The following is a 24,694-nucleotide window of genomic DNA, read 5'->3' as shown; positions in this document are numbered from 1 at the left end:
CCTATCAAATCTAAAGGGTATCGTTATGAATGAAGGACTTGGAGGCGGCTTCGGACGCCGTGAAATCTTGAAACTTGCTGCCGTCGCAAGTGCCACCTTTGCAGGCGCCAGCATGCTGACCGCACCGGCCGTAAGGGCCGAAGACGAAGGGCTTTCCCTGAAAGGCAAGCGCATCGCCATCAGCGCCACCGGAACGGACCACTATTTCGATCTGCAGGTCTATAATGCCCAGATCGAAGAGGTGAAGCGGCTTGGCGGCGAGCCGATCGCAGTCGATGCCGGGCGTAACGACGGCAAGCTGATCGCCCAGTTGCAGACGCTCGTCGCCCAGAAGCCGGATGCGCTGGTGCAGATCCTCGGCACGCTCAGCGTCATCGACCCCTGGCTGAAGAAGGCTCGTGACGCCGGCATTCCGGTTCTGACCGTCGATGTCGGCTCGACCAATTCGATCAACAACACGACGTCGGACAATTGGGGCATCGGCAAGGACCTCGCCCTGCAGCTCGTTTCCGATATCGGCGGAGAAGGCAATATCGTCGTCTTCAACGGCTTCTACGGTGTCACGCCCTGCGCCATCCGCTACGATCAGCTCGTCAACGTCGTCAAGTATTTCCCGAAGGTGAAGATCCTCCAGCCGGAATTGCGCGACGTCATCCCGAATACGGTCCAGGACGCCTTCACGCAGATCACTGCGATCCTCAACAAATATCCGGACAAGGGCTCGATCAAGGCCGTCTGGTCGGCCTGGGATATTCCGCAGCTCGGCGCAACGCAGGCGATCGCCGCCGCCGGCCGCAACGAAATCCGCACCTATGGCGTCGATGGCAGCCCGGAGGTTCTCCAGCTCGTTGCCGACAAGAATTCACCGGCTGGCGCCGATGCTGCCCAGCAGCCGGCGGAGATCGGCCGTGTCGCAGTCCGCAACGTTGCCAGGCTGCTCGCCGGCCAGACGCTGCAGCGCGAGACCTACGTACCGGCGCTGCTGGCCAACAAGGAAAACGTCTCCGAGATCATCAAGAAGCTCGGTATCGGCTGATATCAAGGCGGGCCTTGCGGCTGATGCCGCAGGGTCCGCATGTCCCTGGAAAGCGGCATCATGACTGTACCCGTCCCGACGCAAGCGACAGCCGACGATAATGTCATCATTCGCTTCGATCATATCGTCAAGCGCTTCGGCGGCGCCCAGGCACTGGCCAGCGCATCACTCGCCATACGTCGCGGCACCGTCCACGGCCTCGTCGGCCAGAACGGAGCCGGCAAGTCGACGCTGATCAAGCTGCTTGCCGGGCTGCATGTCGCGGACGAAGGTACGATCGAAATCGAAGGCAAAGCCTATGATCGGCTGACACCGCATCTGAACGAAGAGCTCGGCATTCATTTCATCCATCAGGACAGACTGCTGGTTCCGACATTCACGGTCGGCGAGGCACTGTTTCTCGGCCGCGAGACGCGGCGTGCGGGAACACCCTTCCTTGATCGCCGGGCAATGCAGAAACGCGCCGGCGAGATCCTTGCCAATTATTTTGGGATCACTCTGCCGAAGAACGCCCTTATCGGCGAGCTCTCGACCGCCGAAAAGCAGATCGTCCAGATCACGCGGGCATTGCTCCATCAGCCGAAAGTTCTCGTCTTCGATGAGCCGACCGCTGCATTGGTACGGCGCGAGGCTGAAATCCTCTTCCGCCTGATCCGCCGGCTGCGCGACGAAGGTGTCACGATTATCTACATCTCGCATTATCTCAACGAGATCGAAGAACTCTGCGATCACGTCACCGTACTGCGCAACGGCCGGGATGTGGCCTCGCTGCCGACAAGCGAGACCTCAGCCAAGGCGATCGCCGGTCTGATGATCGAGCGCGACATCGCCGAAATGTTCCCCAAGCGCCGGGTCGAGCTCGGCGAAGCGATCCTGAATATCCGGGGGCTTTCGGCACCCAACCGATTTGACGACGTCAGTTTCAGCCTGCGCCGCGGCGAGGTGCTCGGCATCACCGGCCTCCTCGGCTCCGGCGCAAAGGACCTGATCCGCACGCTTTTCGGTCTGGAACAGGCCGCAAGCGGCGAGATTGAAATCGAGGGACGAACAGCATGGCCCGGCGACCCCGCAAAAGCGGTCGACCGCCGGCTTGCGCTTGTTCCCGAGGATCGGCGCGGACACGGCATCGGCCTCGATCTCAGTGTGACCGAGAATATCACCCTCCCGAGCCTTGCCCGCTACAGCCGTTTCGGCTTCCTCAATCGCAAGCGTGAAAACTCCGATACCGAGGACCTGATCAAGCGGCTGCAGATCAAAACGGCCGGGCGCGATGCGTTGGTCCGCACACTCTCGGGCGGCAATCAGCAGAAGGTGGCGATCGCCAAATGGCTGAGCCGCCAGTCGGAAATCTACCTGCTGGATGAACCGACCGTCGGCGTCGATATCGGCTCAAAGGTCGAAATCTATACGCTGATCGGCGAACTGGCCGCACGTGGGGCCGGCGTTATCGTTCTCTCCTCCGACCTGCCGGAGCTCGTCGGGATTACGGACAGGATCCTGGTATTTTTCCGCGGCCGGCTGATCCGCGAGCTCGATTCCTCGAAAACCACAACGGATGAAGTCCTGTCGATCTCGACCGGCGCTTCGGAAGGATTGCGCCATGTCGGCTGACGTTCATTTCGGGCCTCTTCCCACCGCGTCCACGGACCCCGTGTCGCAAGCCAGGGGCGCAGCGGCGGTCGCGGTGCTCCGCTTCGGCTCGCTGCTTGCCTTTGCGGCCATCCTTGGCGTGTTCTCTTTGACGGCGCCTTATTTTCTGTCTGTCGGCAATATCGGCAATGTTCTCGGTCAGTCCGCCATTTCCGGTATATTGGCGATCGGCCTGACAGGCGTGCTGATCGCCGGAGGTTCGAATGTCGTCACCGGCGGCATCGACTTGTCGCTTGCGGCCAATATGGGCCTAAGCGCTGCAGTCTATGCGACCCTGATCCAGCTTGGCTATGGTGACGCAACAGCGGCGGCGGCGGCTTTGTTGACCGGTGTTGCGATCGGCGCGGTAAACGCTGTCGCCATCGTACTCGCGGGAATCGTCCCGCTGCTAGCTACGCTCGCAGTGATGAATGTTGTCGCCGGCCTCGAACTCGTGCTGACGCAGAACACCGTCGTACCTGCGTCAACCGATTTTCTGACGGCTGTTTCGGCCTCCGATAGTTTCGGCATCCCCATTCTCGCCTACGTACTGCTCGGCTTCACGGCAATTGCCACGGCGATCGTGCAATATACGCCGATCGGGCTCAGGCTTTATGCCGTCGGCGAGTTTCCGGACGCGGCACGCGCCGCCGGCTTGCCGCTAAAGCGGCTGCTTGCCGGCGCGTTCATCGCCAGCGGGCTCTGCGGCGGTTTTGCCGGCATTCTCTCGGTCTCCTATCTCAGCGGCAGCACGACCGGTTCGGGCGAGGCGCTGCTGCCTGTCGTCGTCATTGCGCTGCTCGGCTCGGTCTTTTCGCGGCGGCTGGTGCCGACCATTCTGGGAACGCTGATATCGGCGCTGTTCATCGGATTCCTCACCAACGGCTTCCAGCTCCTGAACCTGCCGAGCACGCTTGTCAGCGGTGTGCAGGGCCTTCTCATCCTGATCGTCGTGTCGGCCACGACATTACTGCGCACGCGGGAGATCTGATATGTCCGCCTCAACTTCAGCCGGACGATCGCTCGCCGGCCTCGCACGCTTTGGGCTGATCATAGCGCTGATCGTGGTTTTCTCTGTCTTCTCCGTACTGGCGCCCACCTTCTTCACTCCCGGCAACCTGCAAAGCATTCTCGTCAACAATTTCACGCTGCTTGCCATCGTCTCGATCGCCATGACCTTCGCGGTCTCCGCAGGCGGCATCGATCTCTCGGTCGGCACGGCCGTCGATTTTGCAAGCTTTGCCTTCGTCTCCTTCGTTCTGGCGGGCCAGCCGGTGCCGCTCGCGCTCATCGCCGGGCTTACAGCCGGCGCGCTGGTCGGCGCGTTCAACGCTGTCCTCGTGTCCGTGATCGGCGTCGCACCGTTTCTCGCGACACTCGGCACCCTCTTTATCGGCCGCAGCGTCCAGCAATTGCTGACCAATGGCGGCAACCCGGTTTATCTTCCGCCCTCGGGAGTGCCGGAAACCTTTCGCTTTCTCGGCCATGGCACGATTGCCAACGTTCCGGTGCCGTTGGTGATCGCTGCCATCGTCATCGCGGGCGCAGCCGCAGTCTTCGCTCGGACCCGTTTCGGGCGCGTAGTCGTCTCGATCGGCATCCAGCCGAGCGTCGTGCGCTATTCCGGCATCGGTCTCGGCGCGCCTGTTGCCGCCACCTTCATTCTCGCTGGGCTGATTGCCGCCGTTGCCGGCCTCATCCTGACGGCGACGGTAACCGTCTACATCCCCTCCTCCGGCAATGCGTTCCTGCTGAACGCCATCGGTGCCACCTTCATCGGCACGACGCTGTCGCCGCTCGGCCGGCCCAATGTGCTTGGCACCGTTCTCGGCGTCCTGCTCCTCAGCATCGTCGCCAACGGCCTGCTGCTAACCGGCCTGAACTTCTACTGGCAGCAGGTCGGCACTGGCACGCTCATCTTTGCCGTGCTCGCCCTCAGCTTCATCAACAGAAAAACCGTCGGCGCCTGAAGCGCACCTCGCCGACAACGCAGGAAGAATGACATGACCCGTGAAATCAGGCTCAACGCCTTCGACATGAATTGCGTCGGACACCAGTCGCCGGGGCTCTGGCGACATCCGCGCGACAAATCCTGGACCTACAAGGATCTCGACTATTGGGTGCATCTGGCAAAGACGCTGGAGCGCGGCAAGTTCGACGGTCTCTTCATCGCCGACGTGCTCGGCGTCTATGACGTCCTGAACGGCAATGTCGATGCAGCGCTTCGCCATTCGGCGCAAGTGCCGGTCAACGATCCGCTGCAGCTCATCCCGACCATGGCTTATGAGACCGAACATCTCGGCTTTGGCCTGACGGCTTCGCTCTCTTTCGAACACCCTTATACTTTTGCCCGGCGCATCTCCACGCTCGATCATCTGACCAAGGGTCGCGTCGGCTGGAATATCGTCACCTCCTATCTGAACAGCGGTGCGCTCAATATCGGCCAGGCCGCGCAGACCAACCATGACGACCGCTACGACCTCGCCGACGAATATCTCGAGGTCTGCTACAAGCTCTGGGAGGGAAGCTGGGAGGACGATGCCGTCGTGCGCGACCGCGAAACCGGCATTTTCACCCATCCGGAAAAGGTCCATCCGATCAATCATTCGGGCAAATATTTCAACGTTCCCGGCATTCACCTGAGCGAGCCCTCGCCACAGCGCACGCCGGTGCTCTACCAGGCCGGCGCCTCGAGCCGCGGCAAGGATTTTGCCGGCGCGCATGCCGAATGCATCTTTGTTGCGGCGCCCTCCAAGCCGGTTTTGAAGCGCTACGTCGCCAATGTCCGCCAGGCGGCCGAGCGGCTCGGACGCAATCCGCGCGAAATCCTCGCCTTCAACCTGCAGACCGTCGTCCTCGGCGAGACCGATGCCGAGGCACAGCGCAAGTTCAACGAATATCGCCAATACGCCTCCTTCGAGGGTGCGCTGACGCTGATATCAGGCTGGACCGGCATCGATTTCGGCCAGTTCGGCCCGGACGAGGTTCTGCGCCATCGCTATACGAATGCCGTCCAATCGGCTGTCGAAACCTTCACGACCATCGATCCGGATAAGGAATGGACCGTGCGCGAAATGGCCGATTGGGTGGGCATCGGCGGCTTCGGCCCAGTCTTCGTCGGCTCACCGTCGACAGTCGCCGATCTGATGCAGGAATGGGTCGAGGATACCGACGTCGATGGTTTCAACCTCGCCTATGCGGTGACCCCCGAGAGCTTCGAAGACACCGTCGACCTGTTGGTGCCTGAACTGCAGAAGCGCGGCGTCTACAAGACCGAATACCGGCAGGGTACGCTGCGCGAAAAGCTTGGTGGCGCGGGACCGCGGCTGGTTGCGCCGCATCCGGGAGCGTCCTATCGCAACCTCGGCATTGACGCGCCGCGGCTCGTTGTTGGCAACCGCTGAAAAATAATGGCTGGGCGACAAAAAATATCTCGCCTGGCCATCCTGTTCGAATTTAATTCCTGTCACAATTAACGTTTCAACTCGAATATAGATCATTGAATTTCTTGGATATCAGGAGCGGGCATGACTATTGCAGATATCTCTCGGCGCGGCCTGCTGAAGGGCACGGCGTTGCTTCTCGGAACGACAGCGTTGTCGCGTATTGTGCTGGCACAGGACGTCCCGGCCGGCGGGCGCCTGATCGTTGCAGCCGATTCCGAGCCGAAGAACCTCAACCCCGCAATCGTCGCCTCGAACGGCGTCTTCTTCATCGCAAGCAAGGTGATCGAGCCGCTCGCGGAGGCTTCCTACGAAGGCTCGGACGGTCTTGCGCCGCGTCTCGCTACGTCCTGGGAAGGCTCAGCCGACGGGCTCTCCGTCACCTTCAAGCTGCGCGACAACGCCACCTGGCATGACGGCAAGCCATTCACCTCGGCCGACGTCGCCTTCTCGGCGCTCAACGTCTGGAAACCGCTCCAGAACCTCGGTCGCCTGGTCTTCGCCAATCTGCAAGCAGTCGATACACCCGACGATCACACGGCGATCTTCCGTTTCTCGAAGCCGACGCCCTTCCAGCTCATCCGCAATGCGCTTCCAGCTGTCACCAGCGTCGTTCCCAAGCATATTTTTGAAGGTACCGATATCGCCAAGAACCCGGCCAACAATACGCTTGTCGGCACCGGCCCGTTCAAGTTCGCCGAATACAAGCCCGGCGAATATTACCGGCTGACGCGTAACGAGAATTACTGGCAGAAGGGCGAGCCAAAGCTCAACGAAATTGTCTACCGAGTGCTGCCTGATCGCGAATCAGCCGGCGCCGCACTGGAGGCCGAGGAAATCCATCTCGCAGCTTTCTCAGCCGTACCGCTTGCCGATCTCGACCGTATCTCCAAAGTTGACGGCATCAAGGTGATCTCCAAGGGCTATGAGGCGCTCACCTATCAGCTCGTCGTCGAGATCAATCATCGCCGCAAGGAGCTCTCCGATCTTCGGGTGCGTCAGGCGATTGCCCACGCGATCGACAAGAAGTTCGTCGTCGATACGATCTTCCTCGGCTATGCGACGGAATCCACCGGCCCTGTTCCGAAGAATTCGAAAGAGTTCTACACGGCCGATGTCGCCAACTATAATTTCGACGTGAAGGCGGCAAACGAGCTGCTGGACCAGGGCGGCTATACCAAGGGGCCTGACGGCAATCGATTCCAGCTCAAGCTGCGGCCGGCACCCTATTTCAACGAGACGCGCCAGTTCGGCGATTATCTGCGTCAGGCGCTCGCAGCCGTCGGCATCGATGCGGTCATCGTCAATGCCGATGCCGCCGCACATCAGAAGGCCGTCTATACCGACCACGACTTCGATATCGCCGTCGGTCCGCCGGTCTTCCGTGGCGATCCGGCCATCTCGACCACCATTCTCGTCCAGTCCGGAACGCCTGATGGCGTGCCCTTCTCAAACCAGGGCGGCTATGTCAGCGCCGAGCTCGACAAGATCATCGCGCAAGCAGCAGTGACCGTGGACACCGCCGCGCGCACCGACCTCTATTACAAGTTCCAGCAGCTTGTGGTGGCCGAACTGCCTTTGATCAATGTCGCCGAATGGGGGTTCATCACGGTTGCCCGCGATACGGTGCTGAACGTTTCGGACAATCCGCGATGGGCAGTTTCGAACTGGGGCGATACCGCGCTGCAGTCGTGATAGGGTCGAAGGCGCAATTGCGGCAGAGGCCTCATCCGGCGTGAAACGTGCACTTCTCCTCCTGAGACGCAGGATCATCAGCAGCATCCCGGTGCTGCTGATCGTCGTGATCTTCACTTTCTTCCTGCTGGAATCCGCCTCCGGCGACGCCGTCGATGCCTATCTCGGATCGATCGGCGGCGGCGATGCCGCACTCATCAAATCGCTGCGGGAAAGCTACGGCCTGGACCAATCGGTCTTTTCCCGCCTCTGGCTCTATCTGTCGTCGCTCGTTCGCCTCGATCTTGGCTGGTCGGTGGCTTTCAACCGACCGGTACGGGACCTGATCGCCGAGCGGCTACCGAACACGCTGCTCCTGATGGGAAGTGCTACGGCGCTTTCCTTTGGCCTCGGTTCGGCGCTCGGCATCGTCGCCGGCGCAAAGCCGGGCAGCCTGCGCGATCGTCTCCTCTCGATCGGCTCGCTGATCATCTATGCCATACCGAGCTTCTGGCTGGGGCTGGTGCTCAGCATCCTCCTTTCGGTCAAGTTGCGCTGGCTGCCGATTGCCGGCATCGAGACCATCGCCTCCGGCAAATCAGGACTCTCGCAGGTGCTGGATGTAGCGGAGCATCTTGTCCTGCCGGTCGGCGCGCTCGCCTTCATCTATCTCGCATTGTTTCTGCGCGTCATGCGCTCTGGCATGGCGGAAGCCTGGAAGCTGGATTTCGTGCTCTTCGCCCGGGCCAAGGGCCTGTCGCGCAGCCGCATCGTGCTTCGTCATGTCGCGCGCAATGCGCTGCTGCCGCTCGTCACCATGCTCGGACTGCAGTCCGCGGCCATGCTCGGCGGCAGTGTCGTCATCGAAAGTGTCTTTGCCATTCCGGGCTTCGGCAGGCTGGCGCAGGAGGCGGTCAACGGCCGGGATGCGCCGCTGCTGATGGGCATCATCGTCACGAGCGCCGTCCTCGTCATTTGTGTCAATTTTGTTGTCGATCTGGTCTACGCAGCCCTCGATCCGCGTATCGGCGCGTCGGAGGGCCGGGCATGACCCTGCTGCGCCGTCTCCTTCGAACCTCTGAAGGTACAATCGGGCTTGCCATCCTGGCAGCCCTTCTCGCCGCCGGCTTGCTGGCTCCGGTCCTGTCGCCAGGAGATCCGCTGCGGATTGCCGGTCGGGCGATGCTCACACCATTCGCCGACATGAGCCTGCCGCTCGGCACCGACAGACTGGGGCGCGACGTCCTGGCAGGCCTGCTCTACGGTGCGCGGACTTCTTTGGCCGTCGGCATTGCAGCAGCTTTTTCCGCCATGGTGCTCGGGCTCCTTGTGGGCATGGCCGCGGGTTTTGCCGGCGGTGTCATCGATGAGGCGCTCATGCGTATTGTCGATGCTTTCCAGATCGTTCCGGGCTTCCTGCTGGCGCTCGCCTTCGTCAGCGTCATCGGGGTATCAACACCTGTCGTCGTCTTTGCCATTGCGCTCGGAGCCTGGGCCGATCCCGCGCGGCTGACGCGGGCGCAGGTCCTGTCCATCCGCGAACGGGATTATGTGGCTGCTGCACGCGTGATCGGCATGCATCCGGCCGAGATCGCCTTCAAGGAAATCCTGCCGAATGCCCTGCCGCCGGTGCTGGCGCTGTCGGCCACGATCGTTGCCGGAGCAATCCTCACGGAAGCGGCACTTTCCTTCCTCGGTCTCGGCAATCCCAACCTTGCCACCTGGGGCTCGATGATCGCCGAAGGCCGCAGCGTGCTGCGCTCGGCCGCCTATCTTTCTGTGCTGCCCGGTCTGGCGTTGGCGATCACCGTGCTTGGCGTTCACCTTTTCAGCGAGGGCCTGACCAAGGCGCTCGACAGTGGCGGAGGGCCGCGATGACCGCTCTCTTCTGCTGCGTGAAAGGGCTTTCCGCCCGTTATGAACAGGAGGCGGCGTTGAGTTCCATCGACCTCGATCTCATCGAGGGCGAGAGGCTGGCAATCATTGGCGAAAGCGGGTCCGGCAAAAGTACGTTTGCCCGGGCGCTCGCCGGCCTTCTGCCGGTGCAGGCACGGATCGAAGGCAACATAATCTGGCCGGCGCTCGGCCATGCTCCGCTTCCCGGCCATGATTTCGGTTTTGTTTTTCAGGACCCCGGCACCAGTCTCAATCCAGTGCTGACGGTCGGCGAGCAGGTTGCGGAGGGTGCCCGACGACACCTGGGCCTCGGCTGGCGGCAAGCCTACGCACGTGCCGAGGAACTGCTGGAGCGCGTAAGCCTACCACAGCCGACAAACATCATGCGCGCGTTCCCGCACCAGCTCTCGGGTGGCCAGCGGCAGCGCGTGGCGATTGCGGCAGCGATTGCAGCCAGACCCGCCCTGCTCATCGCCGATGAGGCGACCAGTGCGCTCGATGTCGTGGTGCAGGCCGAGATCGTCGAACTTCTCGACAGCCTGGTGCGCGAGGAGGGCATGACGCTTCTCTTCATTACTCATGATATCGCGCTCGCCTCCGGCTTCGTCGATCGCGTCGCCGTCTTCCGCGGTGGAGCGTTGCTGGAGACCGGCCCCGTCCGGTCGGTGCTGTCATCGCCAGCCGATGGCTATACGGCTGCCCTGATCGCCAGTCATCGCGATCTCTCCACGCCGCCACTGATTGCCGAGGTAGTGTCGTGACCGGGCTTCTGACCGTAACTGCACTTTCCAAGGCCTACTCCAGTTCCGGTCGGCAGGTTGYGGCCCTCGACACTGTTTCGCTGACAATCGCAGCCGGCGAAACCCTGGGGCTGGTTGGAGCATCCGGCAGTGGAAAATCGACCCTGTCGCGCGTCCTTCTGCGCCTGCTGGAACCTGATTCCGGCTCTATCAGCTTCGAGGGACAGGACTGGCTTGCGCTGCGCGGAGCCGAGCTGCGACGCAGGCGTGCGCGCATGCAAATGGTGTTTCAGGATCCACTCGCAGCCTTCAACCCATTGGCCTCCGTCGCCTCCGTTCTCGACGATCCGCTGCGGATCCACGCCATTGCGGACAGGAGGCAACGGCCGGCGGAAATCACTGCCCTGCTGGAACGCGTCGGCCTGCCCGCAACCCTCGCTCCCCGCCCGGTACGCACGCTGTCGGGCGGCCAACGACAGCGCGTCGCCATTGCCCGCGCTATCGCGACGCGGCCTTCACTGTTGGTGCTGGATGAAGCCGTTTCCGCGCTCGACGTGACGGTTCGTGGCCGCATTCTCGAATTGCTGGTCGAACTGCAGCGCGAGCATGGCCTTGCCTATCTCTTCATATCCCATGACCTTGCGGTGGTGCGCGCGATCTCGCATCGCATCGCGGTCATGGATTCCGGCCGGATCGTCGAGGAAGGGCTGGCGGCAGATGTCGTCAATGCGCCGCGATCCGAAGCGGCGCGCCGGCTCGTCGCGGCGGTGCCACGCCTTGTAACCGAACCCGTTTGATGGAGCTGCGCATGACCGAAGTCGCCTGGAACCCGCTCTATGGTGCGCCGGTCTATCCGGCTGAACGCTACGCCGCCCTCACCCGCCGCATCAGCCGGATCCTGAAGACGAACAACGACGTCCTGCTGGTGCAGGCCGAGGCCGTGGTCGCGCTCGAAGCCGTTGCGACCAGCCTTGCCAGACCTGGCCTCTCTGTACTCAACATCGTCACCAGCCCTTATGGCAACTGGTTTGGACAATGGCTGCGGCGGGGCGGCACTCACGTCGTCGATATCGTCGCTCAGCCCGGCCTGCCGATCGAGCTCGACGCGATCACAGTCGCGCTCGATATCAATCCAAATGTCAGCGTACTGGCGCTTGTCCATGCAGAATCGGCAAGCGGCATCCTCAATCCATTGCCGGAGATCACCGCTCTCGCAAAGGCGCGAGGCATTGTAACTATAGTCGATGCCGTCGCGTCCGTCGGCGGTCACGCGCTCGATGTCGATGCGTTGGGTATCGATATCGCCGTGATCGGTCCACAGAAAGCACTGGGCGGGCCGGCAGGCGTTTCCGCGCTGTCGGTCAGCCGGCATGCCTGGGAACTGGTGCTCCATGACGACGCACCGCGGGACTCCATCCTGTCGCTGGCCGACCTGAAGGCTTGGGTGGATGCCGGCCGCGGCGTGCTGCCGGGAACGCCGGCGCCGTTGGAATTCTTCGCGCTGGAAGCCTGCCTCGACCAGGTCGAGGCCGAAGGGCTGGCGCAGATCATTGCCCGCCATGAGAAAGCCGCTTCGGCGAGCCGAGCCGGCCTGACAGCGCTGGGCACGAGCCTTTGGGTGCCGGCCGGACAGGGTTCGAACCTCGTGACGACGGTCTCGCTGCCGTCAGAACTTGGATCTGCGTCTGTGATCGCCTTTGCCGCAGGATTAGGCGTCGAACTGACGCCCGGTGTCGGCACGGGCTTGTCTCACCTCATGCGTATCAACCACACAGGCGCGCGGGCAAGCTTCCCGACCGTGCTTGCAAATGTCGTGGCTTATGGCGCTGCACTTCGGCAGGCTGGGTTCCCGGCGAATATCGGCGCGGCTTCGGAAGCTGTCACGAAGAGCTATTGCGGCTGATTGCTCCTCAGTACCAGGAGTTCGGCGTCGGCTGCCAGAAGAACAGTTCTTCCTCCCGCAGGCTACGAAGACGGCTTTCGGCATCCGCTCCCGCAGCGCGGCCAGGGGTTTCGGGCGCCACGTGGTCACGGCTCCCTAAAAGCTTCGCTAGGAAAGTTTTGAATGCCGCAAACATACGTCACCTCCTGGAAAACCGAGCCTGGATTCTCGCACGTATCGCCGGCGCAGAAAATATTGTCTACAAAATTAGTATTCTAATTTGCGCTGTTACGCTGCATGCGGACACCATCGGAAGACCGACTCACGAAAAAGACCATGTTCGGTGCAAGAGAAGCGACTGCCGGGAGATCGGGCTTAATCTGCCGCAGGCCCTTGAGAATCGGATCTTTCCGATGCACGAAGAGGCAGAAACGAACAGGCCGAGGATGATGGAATGGCAGACGCACGCGGGCTTCAGATAGTGTTCGAGAACCATGTGACCCTGCTGAAATGGCACCGGTTGCGCCGGCGCCTGGCCGACCCGCTGTTTTCGGCTGAAGTCATGGCGGACGGCTTCAAGGCCGGCGCCTCGATGGAGCTTGATCTGAGGGTGCGCGCCGATGGCGGTTTCGTCGTGCTGCATGACGGGGAACTCGAAGGCGAGACCTCGGGGCACGGCATCATTGCCCAAAAGAGCCTTGCCGATCTACGCGACCTGCGCATGAGGGACGGCAATCGTCCGATCCTCACCAGCGAGGATCTGGCAGCCATGCTGCAATCGGCCCATCCGGACGCATTGCTGCAGTTCGACATGAAGGACGATTACGAGGTGATCGGCGAAAAGGGCATCGCCCACCTCGCTGAACACCTGCAGCAGATTTCCGCCTCCGTTATCGTCAGTGCCGGAAGCCTGGAGCTGATCCTGGCCGTCAAGGAGAAGCTGCCGCATCTGCGCCGCGGGATCGATCCCACCGACAAGCTCGGCAATATCTACAAGGCCGAAGGTTGGAAAGCGGTCGAAAAAGAATTGCTCGCCGACCTGCGTGGGCCAACGGAGCCGGAAACAATCTATCTTTACTGGCCGATGCTGCTCGATGCGGCGCAGGCTGGCCTCGATATGATCGCGCTCTGCCACGACGAGGCCAAGCGGGTCGACGCATGGACCTTCACGCTGAAGGATCCCGACGGCGGCTTCAGCGATACAGAATGGACGAAGTTCTCGGCCCTGGTCGCCTTGAAGCCGGATCAGATCACCACAGACGAAGCCCCGGCAACCGAACGGGCGTGGTTGAAGCGCATGGCGGGCTAGAGAGCCAGACCTTCGAACTCGACGAGGAAGGCGAACTCTTCTGCCAGTCCAGGCGAATGGGCGATAACAGGACCGCCGTCCTCCAGCAGCATGGCGACCGGCGGAATGGCGACCTTCGCACCGGCCTCCGCGGCGATCAGCGCGCCGGCCAGCATGTCCCAGGCATTCAGATGCCGTTCGTAGAAGAGGTCGGAAACACCTTCCGCCACGCGTACGAGATCGACTGCCGCCGCACCCATGCGGCGATAATCCATTCCACGTTCGTAGAGCCGCTTGGAAAGCGCCGCATAGTCATCGAAGCTCGTCTTGCGCGAATGGCCGAGCACAACGATCGCATTGGCGGGATCGGTCGTCGGAGCGGCGTGGATCGGCTGGCCTTCCTTGAGGGCGCCGCGGCCGCGGATCGCGGAGAAAACCTGGTCGTTGGCCGCGTCGTAGACCACGCCGATCTCCACCTTGCCACCAACAACGAAGGCGATTGAAACACCCCAATGGCGGAAACCACGGATATAATTGGTCGTGCCGTCTATGGGATCGACGACCCAGGTGCCGGCAGAGCCGGATTTGCCGCCGGTTTCCTCGCCCATGAATGTGTCATCGGGAAAACGCGCCAGCAGCCCTTCGCGGATAGCCTGTTCTGCCTGCCTGTCTGCGACGGTGACGAAATCCTGCAAGCCCTTGTTTTCGACATGCAACGCGCCGGGGTTTCCTTCACGCCTGAAGCGCGCAGCCTCGCGTCCAACCTTGCGGGCCACGTCGATTGCGACCTCCGCCCGCGCGGTCAGAGCGGAGGTATCGAATGCGGATTTCATCAAGCAGTCCTTCTTTTGATCAGCGTCACGGGGGTAAATTCGACGCGGGCGGTCATATCCGGTTCGGCCATCCTGCTCATCAGCAGATCGACGGTCTGTTCGGCCTGCAAATCGCACGGCTGGCGGATGGTCGTAAGGTCATAGGCCGACCAGCCGGCCTGAGGAATGTCATCGTGGCCGACGATGCGGAACGGCGGCTGGTCCTCACGACCAAGCCCCTTCATGACGCTATCGATCACGCCGCAGGCCATATAGTCGTTGGCGCAGAACAGGCCGTCGATACCGAGCGACAGAAGGTCGGCGGCTGCGTCATAGCCACTCCGATAATCGTTGATTTTCAATTCGATCATACGCGGCTCGAGGCCAGCCTGCCGACAGGTGGTCATGAAGGCTTCACTGCGCCGTCGCGCCGTATAGGAGATAGCGGGTGCGGCCATGACCGCAGGCGCACTGGCGCCGCTTTCGATCAAGTGCGTCGCGGCAAGGTGGCCAGCCATCCGGTCATCGGAGATGATGCGGTCGACGAACGGGATATCGTCGCCCTTGTTGATAAGGACGATCGGCACACCTTCGGCGGCACATTGCTCGCAAATCTCCGTCGGCGGCGCATCCGACGTGACGATAACGCCTGAAACTGCATAATGCAGAAGCTGGCCGATGACCGTTGAGGTGTCTGCTTCCTTCGACGTCGGCAACAGGATCGGGCGGAAATTGCGGGCGATCAATACACGCGCCAGATGCTCGATCTGCATCGTGCGGAACGGATTGTCGAGGCCTGCGGCAACGAGACCAACGAGATCGGAGCGCTTGTTGGTAAGGCTGCGGGCAAGATAATTTACCCGATAGCCGAGTTCCTTGGCCGCCTGATAGACCTTCTCGCGAGTCTTCGGCGAAACGCTGGCGTCCGGCGTGAAGGCGCGCGAAACGGCAGCGCGTGAGACGCCTGCCACACGCGCCACATCGAAGGACGTGACCTTTCTCGGTCCCTTGTTATCCCTGTCGGCCATGCTTCTCGTCCCTGGCGGCCGGGCGCATCAGATCGGGCAGATCCGTACAGATGCCGAGCACCGGAAGCTTCATAATGTCCGCCAGGATGGCCGGCCGCTCCTCGTGCCAGAGCACGATCTCGCGGCCTTCGCCGAAGGCTCTCTGCGTCAGCTCATCGGTAACCAGGTCCTGCGGCCGTTCGCCGGCCCTTTCCCAGCAGAGGTGCAGAATATCTGCGCCTGCCTCGTCGCCAGCCGCATGCGGGTCATGGCCGACGCGGATCAGGACAGAGAGAGGATAGTCGCAGCCGGCTTCGCGGAGTTTGCGCACCTGTGCGGCGTCGAAGGAACCGAGACAGGCGAAGCGCTGGTTCTTTTCCTTGAGATGCTTCCAGCACAAAGTTCCCGTGCCCGGCGCCTTGAGCTCGATGTAAAGGCCGGTATTGGTCCGCCGACCGAGGGCCGCGACCGCCTCGAAAGTCGGAACGTTGACACCTTCGAGGGTGGCAAGCTCGGCAGCCGTCATCTCCGAAATGCGCCTGTCGATGCCGAAGACACGTTCGAGGTGATCGTCGTGGGAGACCACGACCACGCCATCCTTGGTGAGCTGGGTATCGAGCTCCCACATTTCCGCGCCGAGTTCGGCGGCACGCTGGAAGGCTTCCAGTGTATTTTCCCGCTCATGGCCGCTGGCACCGCGATGGCCGATACAGAATGGCAGGCTTCCCTTGTTTGACGGCCAGCCATAGCGCTCGAAGAAAGACGAGAAATCACGCATCGCTCAAAGCCTCCGGCCTTCCTCGTCGAAAACGAAAACGCCTCGGCTATCGATTGCCCATTTCACCTCATCGCCGACAGTGATGTCGTTGCGCACAGGCTGAATGGAACGTAGCAGCGAACCGCCGGCAAGCCGGACGTCGTAGAGGTTCTCGCGACCCTGCGTTTCAGCGAAAGTGACCTTACCGGGAACGGCGACATCGCCGGCCGGGCTGAAATGTTCGGGGCGCACGCCGAGCGTCAGCTTGGTGCCCTCCGCGGCCTTGACCGCTACCGGAACTCGGATTTCGCTCTCCGGCATGGCGAAAGCGCCGTCCTTCATGACGCCGCGCAGGAAGGTGATCGGCGGATTGCCGAGGAAGCCGGCGACAAAGGAGGTGCGCGGGTCGTGATACATTTCGGAGGGTGTGGCGATCTGCACGATCTCGCCTTCCTTCATGATCGCGATGCGGTCGCACATGCTCATCGCTTCCACCTGATCATGGGTCACAAGAACGGCGGTGATACCAGTCTCGCGCTGGATGCGGCGGATTTCCGAGCGCATTTCGAGGCGAAGCTTTGCGTCGAGATTGGCAAGAGGTTCGTCGAGCAGCAGGACATCCGGCTTGCGGATGAGCGCACGGGCGAGCGCCACACGCTGCTGCTGGCCGCCGGAAAGCTGTGCCGGCCGGCGCTCCATCAGATTGCCGATCTGCACGAGGCCGGAAATGCGCTCGACCTCCTTGCGGATCTCAGATCCGTTGACACCCTTGACCTTCAAGGGAAAGCCGATGTTCTCGGCAACCGTCATATGCGGATAGAGCGCATAGGACTGGAAGACGACGCCGACATTGCGCATCTGGCTCGGCAGGTTGGTGACGTCACGATCGCCGAAGAGAATACGACCGCCACTCGGACGATGGATGCCGCAGATAGCAAAAAGCGTCGTCGACTTGCCGCAGCCCGAGGGTCCGAGCAGCGCCAGCATTTCGCCGCTGCCGACTTGGAGCGTCATGTTCTCGATGACCTTGGTGGAGCCGAAGCTCTTCGAAAAATTGTCGAGGAGGATACGCATCAGCCTTTGCTCCCGCCGCCGTAGATGTTCATGAGATATTTGTGGAAGAGTGCGTAGGCGATCAGAACCGGGATGACGTAGAAGACGCCGACCGCCTTGAACATGTTGAAATCATAATTGTTATCGTCACCGAGGAAGCCGGCGAGATAGACCGAGAGCACCTGCACCTGATTGCCTGGCGCCAGCACCTGCGGCAGGATGAATTCGCCCCAGCCCGACAGGAACGAGAAGAGGCCGAGCGCCATGATACCCGGGCCGACCTGCGGCAGAACGAGGCTGCGCCAGACACGGAAGCGCGAAGCGCCGTCGACGACGCCAGCCATCTCGATTTCCCAGGGAACGGTGTCGTAAAAGCCTTTCATCAGCCAGATGCCAAGCGGCAGGTCGATCGCCGCCTTCACCAGGATGACGCCAATCAGGGAATTATAGAGGCCGATCATCTGCAGCACGATGAAGATGGCGATGATGAGCGTCACCGACGGGAAGGCGTGCAGCACCATGACACCGGCAAGGAAGAAGCCGCGTGCAGGTACATTGAGCCGCGAGAGCACATAACCCGCCATCGACGAGACGATGACGACCACGCTGGTCGTGGAACTGGCGAAAAGCAGCGTATTGAGCGTCACGATCCAGATGTTCGGTTTGCCTTCGGTCGTCTGCCACAGGAAGCGCCAGTGCTCGATGGTGAAGCTGGAGGGTATGAGCGAGCCGGCCTCTTTCACCGTTACCGTGTCGATGAAGAAATAGGCGTACATCAAAAGCAGCGGCAGGCTGACGACGGCGAGCACGGCAATGACCGGCCAACTGCTGAAATTCGCGGAAGGTTGCGCTTTTTCGGCCATGGGTTAGTCCTCGATCAGCGGCGTGGAGACAAGCGTGCCGTAGTTGAAGATGCGCAGATAGATCAGCGACAATGTCACGCCGATGACCACAAGCACGAGGGCCATGGCAGCACCGAGACCGTATTCCAGGTTGCCGGCGTAGTTGCTGAGCGCCGTATGATAGGCGGCGAGCGCCCAGATCTCAGTCGCCCTGCCGGGTCCGCCGTTCGTCGAAAGCAGGATTTCGTTGAAGGAGGCAAGCAGCGAGAGCGTCTGGTAGCAGGTGACGAAGAGGATCGGCCAGCGCATCTGCGGCAGGATGATGTAGCGGATCTGCTGCCAGCGCGACGCGCCGTCGACCTCGCTCGCATAGAACTGGCTCTTCGGAATAGCCTTCATCGCAGAGGAGAAAACCAGCATGCCCATGGAGGCACCGATGAAGCCGTTGATCATGACAACGAAGATCCAGGCGTTATAGGCGTTGTCGAGCAGGTAATTCTTGGGTGGGTAGCCGAAATTGCCCATCAGCGTGGAAATGAAGCCCGTGTCCCAGGCAAGCCACTTCCAGAGCATGACATAGATGACGACAGGCGTGATACGCGGCAACAGCCATACGCCGCGGAAGAAGGAAGCCGGTGCCGCCGGCATATAATGCGTCCAGATGGCAAGCAGCAGTGCATAACCAACGTTGAAGATAGTCAGCACCAGCGCGACATAGAGCACGGTGTTGAGAAGAACGCGGGCCATATCCGGCGAAGAGGCCATGCGTGAGAAATTGTCTGACGTCCAGATCCAGCCGGTATAGGTGGCCTTGGCGACAGCATCCTCCTGCTCCGGCGTCAGCTTGAAGCCGAGCGTATCGAGGGCGGAAAAGAGCTGATCCTTGCTGTCGAAGCGCGCGTTGACGACTGAGCGGTTGAACTGGTCGGAGATCTGCTTGACCTCGCGCGTCGAGGGGCGCTCGTTCAGGTCCTTGATCATGCGCTCGATCTCGCGGCGCGAAGGAAAGACCTCGTTCATATGCTTTTCCTGCAGCTCCGAGACGATGCCGGCGGAGAGATTGAGGCCTTCGAGAGCCTTGAGACCTGCCTCGTCGATCGTGTAGCGCGGCTCGCCGAGTTGATCGGCAATATCGGGCATGGCCGATTTGAGCGTGATCAGCGAATTCGGCGCGACCTGATAGACGCCGCCGGAAATGCCGGTCGCCGTCGTCATGTTCGTCATCGAGAAGACGGCCGTCAGAGCGACCGGTAGCAGGAAGAACAGAAGGATCATGATCGCTGCAGGTGTGATCATCACCAGCCCAAGCGTTCTGGACGATTTCATGGAAGTCCCTTCATGGACGACGCTCCGGAAGGCGGTGTTTAGCCACCGCCTTCCGGCAGAGTGCGTCGATCTTAGCGGATGACGATCTTGTCGCCGAGCGTGCTCTTCAGCTCGCTTTCGGCATCGTTGACGGCGGCGTCGACAGTCTTGGCGCCGGTCCAGGATGCTTCAAGGTTCTTCCACATGATGTTCCAGTAGGTGCCGAAATCGGAATTGTTCGGCATCGCGTTGGCGTGAGGCAGCAGTCGCTCCGTCGCCTCGCGGGCCCAGCGATTGGCGGCGTAGAAATCAACGGCCGATTCGGACTTGGAGACACCGAGATGCGCCGACTTGATAGCGTGCAGCGCATTGGTGCGCGGCTCCGAAGCGATCGTGATCAGCTGGGCTGCGATCTGCGTGTCCTCGTCGCTATGACCCGATGTCAGCAGGTAAACGAGAGGGTGCGTCAGCGTGTTGGCCTTGCCGCCTTCGCCAGCCGGAATCAGCGTGAAGGCGATGTTGCCGAAGAAGTCTTTCAGGCCTTCCTGGTTGACCATGCGGGCATAATGCCAGGTGCCAGCGTCCCAGATGCCGGCCTTGCCGCTGGAGACTTCCTTCCACCACTGGTCGCCCGGCATGCCGATGTGGTTCTTCTTGGTGACGCCGGAAGCAACGGCATCAGCAAAGAACTGGTACATGCGCTTCATCGCAGCCTTGTCGAAAACGAGTTTGCCGTTCTCTTCCATGACGCCGCCGAAGGAGGTGTAGAACTGCCAGTAGTCAGGACCGTTGCTGGTGCGCGGATAGAAGCCGTAACCGGGCTGTACGAGGCCCTTGTCCTGCATCTTCTTGGCGTCTTCGAGCAGGTTCTTCATCGTGTACTTGCCGTCCTGGACGTTCTGCGGCAGCGCGTCGAGGTCAGCGTCGCTGTAGCCGATCGCCTTCATGTGCGGCTTCCAGAACAGCATCGGGCGGGATTCTGCATCCTGCGGGATGCCGTAGACCGAGCCATTGTAGGAGGCGATCTGCATCAGGTTTTCATAGATGTCGTTGAGTGGCCAGGAGTCGAGATCGACATAGTCCTCGATTGGAACGATGAGGCCGGCCTGCGACCAGGGAGCGATGTCTTCATGGCCGCTGACGACGATGTTCGGAGCCTTCTTGGCTTCGGCAGCAAGCGTCAGCGCCTGCTTGAAGTCGTCCCAACCCGAGTAAGGGGTCTTTTCGACGATGATCTTCAGATCTTCGCCCTTCAGCGCAGCTTCGCGCTGAAGCTGCTGAGCAGCGATCTCGATGGCATCGAGGCGGTACACGTCATTCGGACCGGTACCGCCGGCCCAGACGCTGATGTGAACGTCCTTGGCAAGTGCAAATGCGGAAGTCGAGGCCAGGATTGCGGCCGCAATGGTGAGGGATTTCAGTGTCGGCAAAATGGTCATCTTCTTCATCTCCCTGGAAGAACAGTGTGAGGCCTCTTGACGGGTCATCACTGGTGTTGATGGCCGTTCCAATCGCCCCACGAAAACGTGGCATGTCCCGCTCTAGGGGGCGAACGTAACGACCAAATGACAAAATTGAGCACGTGTGCAAAATTATTATGACGATGTTCTGGGCGCGGTCAATTGCCGATGAAAAGACCCAGTCAGTTGCCGGTGGAAATCACGATCAGACGGCGGCGGAGCGCCGTCCCAGGCTGGCGATAGGCCCCAGATCCGAACGAGTGCCCTTGCCTGCTCATCCCCGATCGGCTAATGATTGCGTCGGAGTTCATCAACAATGGAGGCGTGCAATGACAGATATTTCTTCGTCCCGCGCCTCTTTGGCATAGGTCCTCGAAGCTCCAAACCTCGGCCACGTCCGAAACTTTCAAGCTTCACCATCCAGAGATGGCGTCTTTTCGCGCGCAGCGTCCGGCTACGGCAACGTCCGCTCGGCATGGCGCTATGCATACTCAGCTTGAAAGAGGGCGGTTCAGATTTCTGGCCGCAGATCATCATCATGACCAATCAACACACCGGCGACAGCCTGGCGGCATCCATGCGCGAGCTTTGCTCGCGATTCAGCTTCAGGGAAATTCTGCTCGCAACCATTATAGCCCGATGGAGGCGTCAGCGCATGGCAAACAGCGCCAGCAGTCTGCCTGCATGGTTGCGCCATGACCTTGCCCTGTCCGATGACTAGAAGGCCCCGCGACGCATATGCCGGGGGCTGTCCGGCAGGGATGGTAGCATTCCTGCCGGTATCCCTGACGTTGTGGCGATTAGATCGCGGCCCAGAGATCGAGAAGCATCTGGCGGAGCAGCAGCGCTTCCGCCCACCGATCGGTACTGTCGTTGCCGTCTCGGCCGGAAATCGCATAGGGCTTCGGACCCAGCTCGCAGGTAAAGACGAGTTCCGCGTCTGAAGCGGCGCGACCACGCCAATCGCGCATGCCGTGGTCCCACCATTGCAGGAAGAGCTCGACCCAGGGCCGGTGGTGCGGGAACGAGATTTCGATCTGCACCTGCTCGCGCGATGCGACCCGGCCATGAAAGGCGTGGGCATTGCGGAGAATGCGGTGGATCATGGCATGGTTCTCGGCATCGACAGGAAAGGCGAACTCGCGTGCGACCATGAAGTGCGAGAGATCGGCAAGCAACGGCAGATTCGGCCGCCTGTCCAGCAGATCCAGCGTGAAGAAGAGGTCCGTCGTCATCCGGTCGCGGTGGGTCTCTATGAAGACGGGAATGCGGGCTTCCTCGGAAAGCCGCATCCAGCCATCGAGGATCGGCAGGCAGTCTTCGACCCGCCGCAGGCGGATATCGGGCTGCAGGTTGATATGGTTGACGGGAAACTCCGAAGCCAGTTCGAGCGGCAGGCGCAGATCCTCGACGGTGCGAGGGAAGCAGACAGCTTCGATCTTCAGCCCGGTGCCGCGGATCGCGTCATTCAGCGTGACGACATCGGCCCGGTTGGTATAGTGGGCGCTTATACCGTCGAAACCAGCCTCGATGATCATCGCGATATTCTCGCTGAGGCTGCGCTCGTACCCGTCGGTGTGCCGGCGCTCCATGGCCCAGAGTGACTGGAAGATCAGCAGTCTCTGCATCACGCGGCCTTCTCCCTTTTCAGAAGTGCCTTTAGGTTCAGGTCGGGATCGGCAAGCGCGGCCGGATCAGGATGGATACCAGCTGCAATCAGCATCTCTGCGAGCTTGATATCCCTGGCCAGGGAATTGCCGGTACCGAGGCCGGCTGCGGCCACAAGGCGCCCATCGTCCAGATAGAATTCAAGCTCGTTATCGCCGAGCGAACGGATCACGCGCTCGTGCGTCGGCTGCGGCAGCCCCACCACCTGCAGGCCGAGGTCATACTGATCGGACCAGAACCAGGGGATCGCGGTAAAAGGCTCAGCGATGCCGATCATGTTGCGCGCAGCTGTTTCTGCCTGCGCTCTTGCATTCCGCCAGCTCTCGAACCGGGTATGAATTCCGCCCTGCTGGCTCACCGCCGCACAATCACCCGCTGCAAAGATATTAGGTGCGCTGGTGTGAAGATGGCGATCGGTCAGAATACCGTTCCCGATCGCCAGTCCGGCTTGCTCAGCGAGTGTAATTTCCGGCGTGACACCGATAGCACTGACGACCAGATCGGCGCGCACCAAGCTTCCATCACTCAGCAGAACGCCATCGTCATCGATGGCGACAACGCCCCGGTCGAGGTGGAAAATGACGCCTTCCGAGCTGTGCCTGGCATGAAGCTTGTCGGCAAAGCGCAGCGGGACCGCGCGTCCCAGCGGCTTGGGTGCCGCTTCGATGACGCTGACCGCGATATCTTTTCCGCGAAGGACGGAGGCGAGCTCCATGCCGATCAGGCCGCCGCCGATAATGGCAACGCTACGCGTGATCCCCGCTTTGGAGAATATCGCTTCGGCATCGGCATGAGTGCGAAAATCGAGCGCACGCCCGGCACCCGGGCAGCCAAGCCTTCTTGGGCGCGCGCCGGTGGCGAGTAGCAGCTTTTCGTAGACCAGGACCTGCCCGTTGTCCAAGGTGACTGCAGCAGCATCGGCATCCAATTCCGAGACCAACACGCCCCGGAGATATTCGATCTGGGCTGCAGCTAGCGCATCGTCCGCGCAGATCAGCTTCATCTGGACGGCGCCATCCATCGGTTTCGACAAGGGCGGCCGTTCGTAAGGCAGATGCGGCTCGGCACCAAGCAGGGCTATTGATCCGGAATATCCGGTCTCGCGCAGGGCGAACGCCGCGCGTGTTCCGCATTCTCCTGCGCCGATGATGACAATGCCGCTCATAAAGCTCTCCGTGAAAGGAGGCCGGCGCTCGTGAGGAAGAGACGCCGGCCGGGGAGGATCAGTTCTTTTGCCGGTACTGGTCCATGTTTTCGGGAGTGACCAGTTCGAAAGGAACCCAGACCTCCTTTTCAATGCTCTTTCCTTGAGCGAGCGCAACGGCTGCATCGACGGCGCTCGCCGACTGTCCTTTGGCGTTCTGGAATACCGTCACGTCCAGATCGCCCGCGGCCATCGCAACAAGGGCATCCTGCGTCGCATCGATGCCGACGACCACGACGCTGTCCATCGAGACGCCGGTGGCCTTGAGTGCCTGGATCGCACCGATTGCCATTTCGTCGTTATTTGCAAAGACCGCGTCGATCGGCCGGCCGGCGGTGATCCAGTTGGTCGTCAGATCCATGGCGTTCGTGCGCGTCCACGCTGCCGATTGCTCGTCGGCGATGCTCACGTCTTTGCAGTCGCTCGCCGCAAGCGTTTCCTTGACCGACGATGTGCGATCGCGCGAGGCCTGATGTGCGAGATCTCCCATCAGGATATAGGCCTGGGCACTGCTTGCCTTGCCATTCTTCTTCAGGATCTGACAGGCGGCTTCCGCACCGAGACGCCCGGAGTCGGTTTCCTTGGAGCCGACATAGGCCTGCTTTTGGGGTAGCTGAGCGAGATTTCCCGGCTCAAGGTTGAGATAGACGAGAGGAATACCAGCCTTCTCGGCCGCCGCGCTGATGCCAGCCGCTGCGGATGTATCCGCAAGTGTCACGATGATCGCATCGACGCCTGCAGCGATGAAATTGTTCACCTGATTGAGTTGCTTGGAGACATCGGTCTGAGCGTCCTCGATCTGCAGGGTGACGCCACCCACTTCAGATGCCCTTGCGCTCAGACCTTCTCGCAGCAACGTCTGAAAGTTATTGTCGAAGCTCTGCATCGACACGCCGATGGTCTCGGCCGAGGCAGCACTTGCCGTCAGGGCGACCAGGATGGCCGCCACACAAAATGACTTCATGATTTCCTCCCATGGGTGCCGGGCCACCCCACGC

At 61.2% G+C, this 24,694-nt stretch carries 23 protein-coding genes; 13 read left to right on the top strand and 10 right to left on the bottom strand.

Annotation, left to right across the window (positions count from 1 at the left end; genetic code table 11):
* The first annotated feature begins 25 nt into the window (after positions 1 to 25).
* From AC1DF8_RS13350 to AC1DF8_RS13295, 12 genes are all read left to right on the top strand, one after another.
* Positions 26 to 1,036 (top strand): sugar ABC transporter substrate-binding protein, encoded by a 1,011-nt coding sequence (locus AC1DF8_RS13350; RefSeq protein WP_478153870.1) that lies wholly within the window; start codon positions 26 to 28, stop codon positions 1,034 to 1,036.
* A 60-nt stretch (positions 1,037 to 1,096) separates the two neighbouring features.
* Positions 1,097 to 2,647, top strand: coding sequence for a sugar ABC transporter ATP-binding protein (locus AC1DF8_RS13345; RefSeq protein ID WP_478153869.1), 1,551 nt, complete (start codon positions 1,097 to 1,099; stop codon positions 2,645 to 2,647).
* Positions 2,637 to 3,656, top strand: coding sequence for an ABC transporter permease (locus AC1DF8_RS13340; RefSeq protein WP_478153868.1), 1,020 nt, complete (start codon positions 2,637 to 2,639; stop codon positions 3,654 to 3,656). The genes AC1DF8_RS13345 and AC1DF8_RS13340 overlap by 11 nt, the downstream gene beginning before the upstream one ends.
* Before the next feature lies 1 nt (position 3,657).
* Complete coding sequence (locus AC1DF8_RS13335) at positions 3,658 to 4,635, top strand: ABC transporter permease (protein WP_478153867.1); 978 nt, start codon at positions 3,658 to 3,660, stop codon at positions 4,633 to 4,635.
* 33 nt (positions 4,636 to 4,668) lie between these two features.
* Positions 4,669 to 6,069, top strand: coding sequence for an LLM class flavin-dependent oxidoreductase (locus tag AC1DF8_RS13330; protein ID WP_478153866.1), 1,401 nt, complete (start codon positions 4,669 to 4,671; stop codon positions 6,067 to 6,069).
* A 123-nt stretch (positions 6,070 to 6,192) separates the two neighbouring features.
* Positions 6,193 to 7,803: an ABC transporter substrate-binding protein gene (locus AC1DF8_RS13325; RefSeq protein WP_478153865.1), complete on the top strand. Its 1,611-nt coding sequence runs from the start codon at positions 6,193 to 6,195 to the stop codon at positions 7,801 to 7,803.
* 40 nt (positions 7,804 to 7,843) lie between these two features.
* Positions 7,844 to 8,833 carry an ABC transporter permease gene (locus tag AC1DF8_RS13320; RefSeq protein WP_112972364.1) on the top strand — a complete coding sequence of 330 codons (990 nt, stop codon included), beginning with the start codon at positions 7,844 to 7,846 and terminating at the stop codon, positions 8,831 to 8,833.
* The gene (locus tag AC1DF8_RS13315; protein ID WP_478153864.1) at positions 8,830 to 9,660 is read left to right on the top strand and encodes an ABC transporter permease; all 831 of its coding nucleotides are present in this window, start codon (positions 8,830 to 8,832) and stop codon (positions 9,658 to 9,660) included. Before AC1DF8_RS13320 ends, AC1DF8_RS13315 begins: the two co-directional genes overlap by 4 nt.
* A complete protein-coding gene (locus tag AC1DF8_RS13310; protein ID WP_478153863.1) occupies positions 9,657 to 10,439 on the top strand; it encodes an ABC transporter ATP-binding protein in 783 nt (260 codons plus the stop codon). Before AC1DF8_RS13315 ends, AC1DF8_RS13310 begins: the two co-directional genes overlap by 4 nt.
* On the top strand, positions 10,436 to 11,215 hold the full coding sequence (locus AC1DF8_RS13305; protein WP_478153862.1) for an ABC transporter ATP-binding protein: 780 nt from the start codon (positions 10,436 to 10,438) through the stop codon (positions 11,213 to 11,215). The genes AC1DF8_RS13310 and AC1DF8_RS13305 overlap by 4 nt, the downstream gene beginning before the upstream one ends.
* Before the next feature lie 11 nt (positions 11,216 to 11,226).
* Complete coding sequence (locus tag AC1DF8_RS13300; RefSeq protein ID WP_478153861.1) at positions 11,227 to 12,321, top strand: pyridoxal-phosphate-dependent aminotransferase family protein; 1,095 nt, start codon at positions 11,227 to 11,229, stop codon at positions 12,319 to 12,321.
* Between the two features lie 433 nt (positions 12,322 to 12,754).
* Positions 12,755 to 13,609, top strand: a complete 855-nt coding sequence (locus AC1DF8_RS13295) for a glycerophosphodiester phosphodiesterase (RefSeq protein WP_478153860.1) — start codon at positions 12,755 to 12,757, stop codon at positions 13,607 to 13,609.
* Here AC1DF8_RS13295 and AC1DF8_RS13290 read toward each other — a convergent pair.
* The 7 genes from AC1DF8_RS13290 to AC1DF8_RS13260 all read right to left on the bottom strand — a co-directional run bounded on the left by AC1DF8_RS13290 (position 13,606) and on the right by AC1DF8_RS13260 (position 20,803).
* Positions 13,606 to 14,421 (bottom strand): inositol monophosphatase family protein, encoded by an 816-nt coding sequence (locus AC1DF8_RS13290; protein ID WP_478153859.1) that lies wholly within the window; start codon positions 14,419 to 14,421, stop codon positions 13,606 to 13,608. The genes AC1DF8_RS13295 and AC1DF8_RS13290 overlap by 4 nt on opposite strands.
* Positions 14,421 to 15,428, bottom strand: a complete 1,008-nt coding sequence (locus AC1DF8_RS13285) for a LacI family DNA-binding transcriptional regulator (RefSeq protein ID WP_112542465.1) — start codon at positions 15,426 to 15,428, stop codon at positions 14,421 to 14,423. Before AC1DF8_RS13285 ends, AC1DF8_RS13290 begins: the two co-directional genes overlap by 1 nt.
* Complete coding sequence (locus tag AC1DF8_RS13280; protein ID WP_478153858.1) at positions 15,412 to 16,185, bottom strand: glycerophosphodiester phosphodiesterase; 774 nt, start codon at positions 16,183 to 16,185, stop codon at positions 15,412 to 15,414. Before AC1DF8_RS13280 ends, AC1DF8_RS13285 begins: the two co-directional genes overlap by 17 nt.
* A gap of 3 nt (positions 16,186 to 16,188) precedes the next feature.
* Positions 16,189 to 17,238, bottom strand: coding sequence for an ABC transporter ATP-binding protein (locus AC1DF8_RS13275; protein ID WP_478153857.1), 1,050 nt, complete (start codon positions 17,236 to 17,238; stop codon positions 16,189 to 16,191).
* Positions 17,238 to 18,080 carry a carbohydrate ABC transporter permease gene (locus AC1DF8_RS13270; protein WP_112542468.1) on the bottom strand — a complete coding sequence of 281 codons (843 nt, stop codon included), beginning with the start codon at positions 18,078 to 18,080 and terminating at the stop codon, positions 17,238 to 17,240. The genes AC1DF8_RS13275 and AC1DF8_RS13270 overlap by 1 nt, the downstream gene beginning before the upstream one ends.
* A gap of 3 nt (positions 18,081 to 18,083) precedes the next feature.
* Positions 18,084 to 19,385, bottom strand: coding sequence for a carbohydrate ABC transporter permease (locus tag AC1DF8_RS13265; protein ID WP_478153856.1), 1,302 nt, complete (start codon positions 19,383 to 19,385; stop codon positions 18,084 to 18,086).
* A 71-nt stretch (positions 19,386 to 19,456) separates the two neighbouring features.
* A complete protein-coding gene (locus AC1DF8_RS13260) occupies positions 19,457 to 20,803 on the bottom strand; it encodes an extracellular solute-binding protein (protein ID WP_478153855.1) in 1,347 nt (448 codons plus the stop codon).
* Between the two features lie 517 nt (positions 20,804 to 21,320).
* Here AC1DF8_RS13260 and AC1DF8_RS13255 point away from each other — a divergent pair.
* Positions 21,321 to 21,545, top strand: coding sequence for a hypothetical protein (locus AC1DF8_RS13255; RefSeq protein WP_478153854.1), 225 nt, complete (start codon positions 21,321 to 21,323; stop codon positions 21,543 to 21,545).
* 79 nt (positions 21,546 to 21,624) lie between these two features.
* Here the strand turns inward: AC1DF8_RS13255 and AC1DF8_RS13250 are convergent, their stop codons facing one another.
* The 3 genes from AC1DF8_RS13250 to AC1DF8_RS13240 are packed head-to-tail and all read right to left on the bottom strand — an operon-like array spanning position 21,625 to position 24,660.
* Positions 21,625 to 22,452 (bottom strand): sugar phosphate isomerase/epimerase family protein, encoded by an 828-nt coding sequence (locus AC1DF8_RS13250; protein WP_478153913.1) that lies wholly within the window; start codon positions 22,450 to 22,452, stop codon positions 21,625 to 21,627.
* Positions 22,452 to 23,657, bottom strand: coding sequence for an NAD(P)/FAD-dependent oxidoreductase (locus AC1DF8_RS13245; RefSeq protein ID WP_478153853.1), 1,206 nt, complete (start codon positions 23,655 to 23,657; stop codon positions 22,452 to 22,454). Before AC1DF8_RS13245 ends, AC1DF8_RS13250 begins: the two co-directional genes overlap by 1 nt.
* A gap of 58 nt (positions 23,658 to 23,715) precedes the next feature.
* Complete coding sequence (locus AC1DF8_RS13240; RefSeq protein ID WP_478153852.1) at positions 23,716 to 24,660, bottom strand: substrate-binding domain-containing protein; 945 nt, start codon at positions 24,658 to 24,660, stop codon at positions 23,716 to 23,718.
* Positions 24,661 to 24,694 lie beyond the last annotated feature (34 nt).

It is taken from the genome of Rhizobium sp. 05N49, from assembly GCF_056396805.1.
The sequence above is the reverse complement of the archived record's forward strand: the minus strand, read 5'-3'. Positions and strand labels throughout refer to the sequence as shown.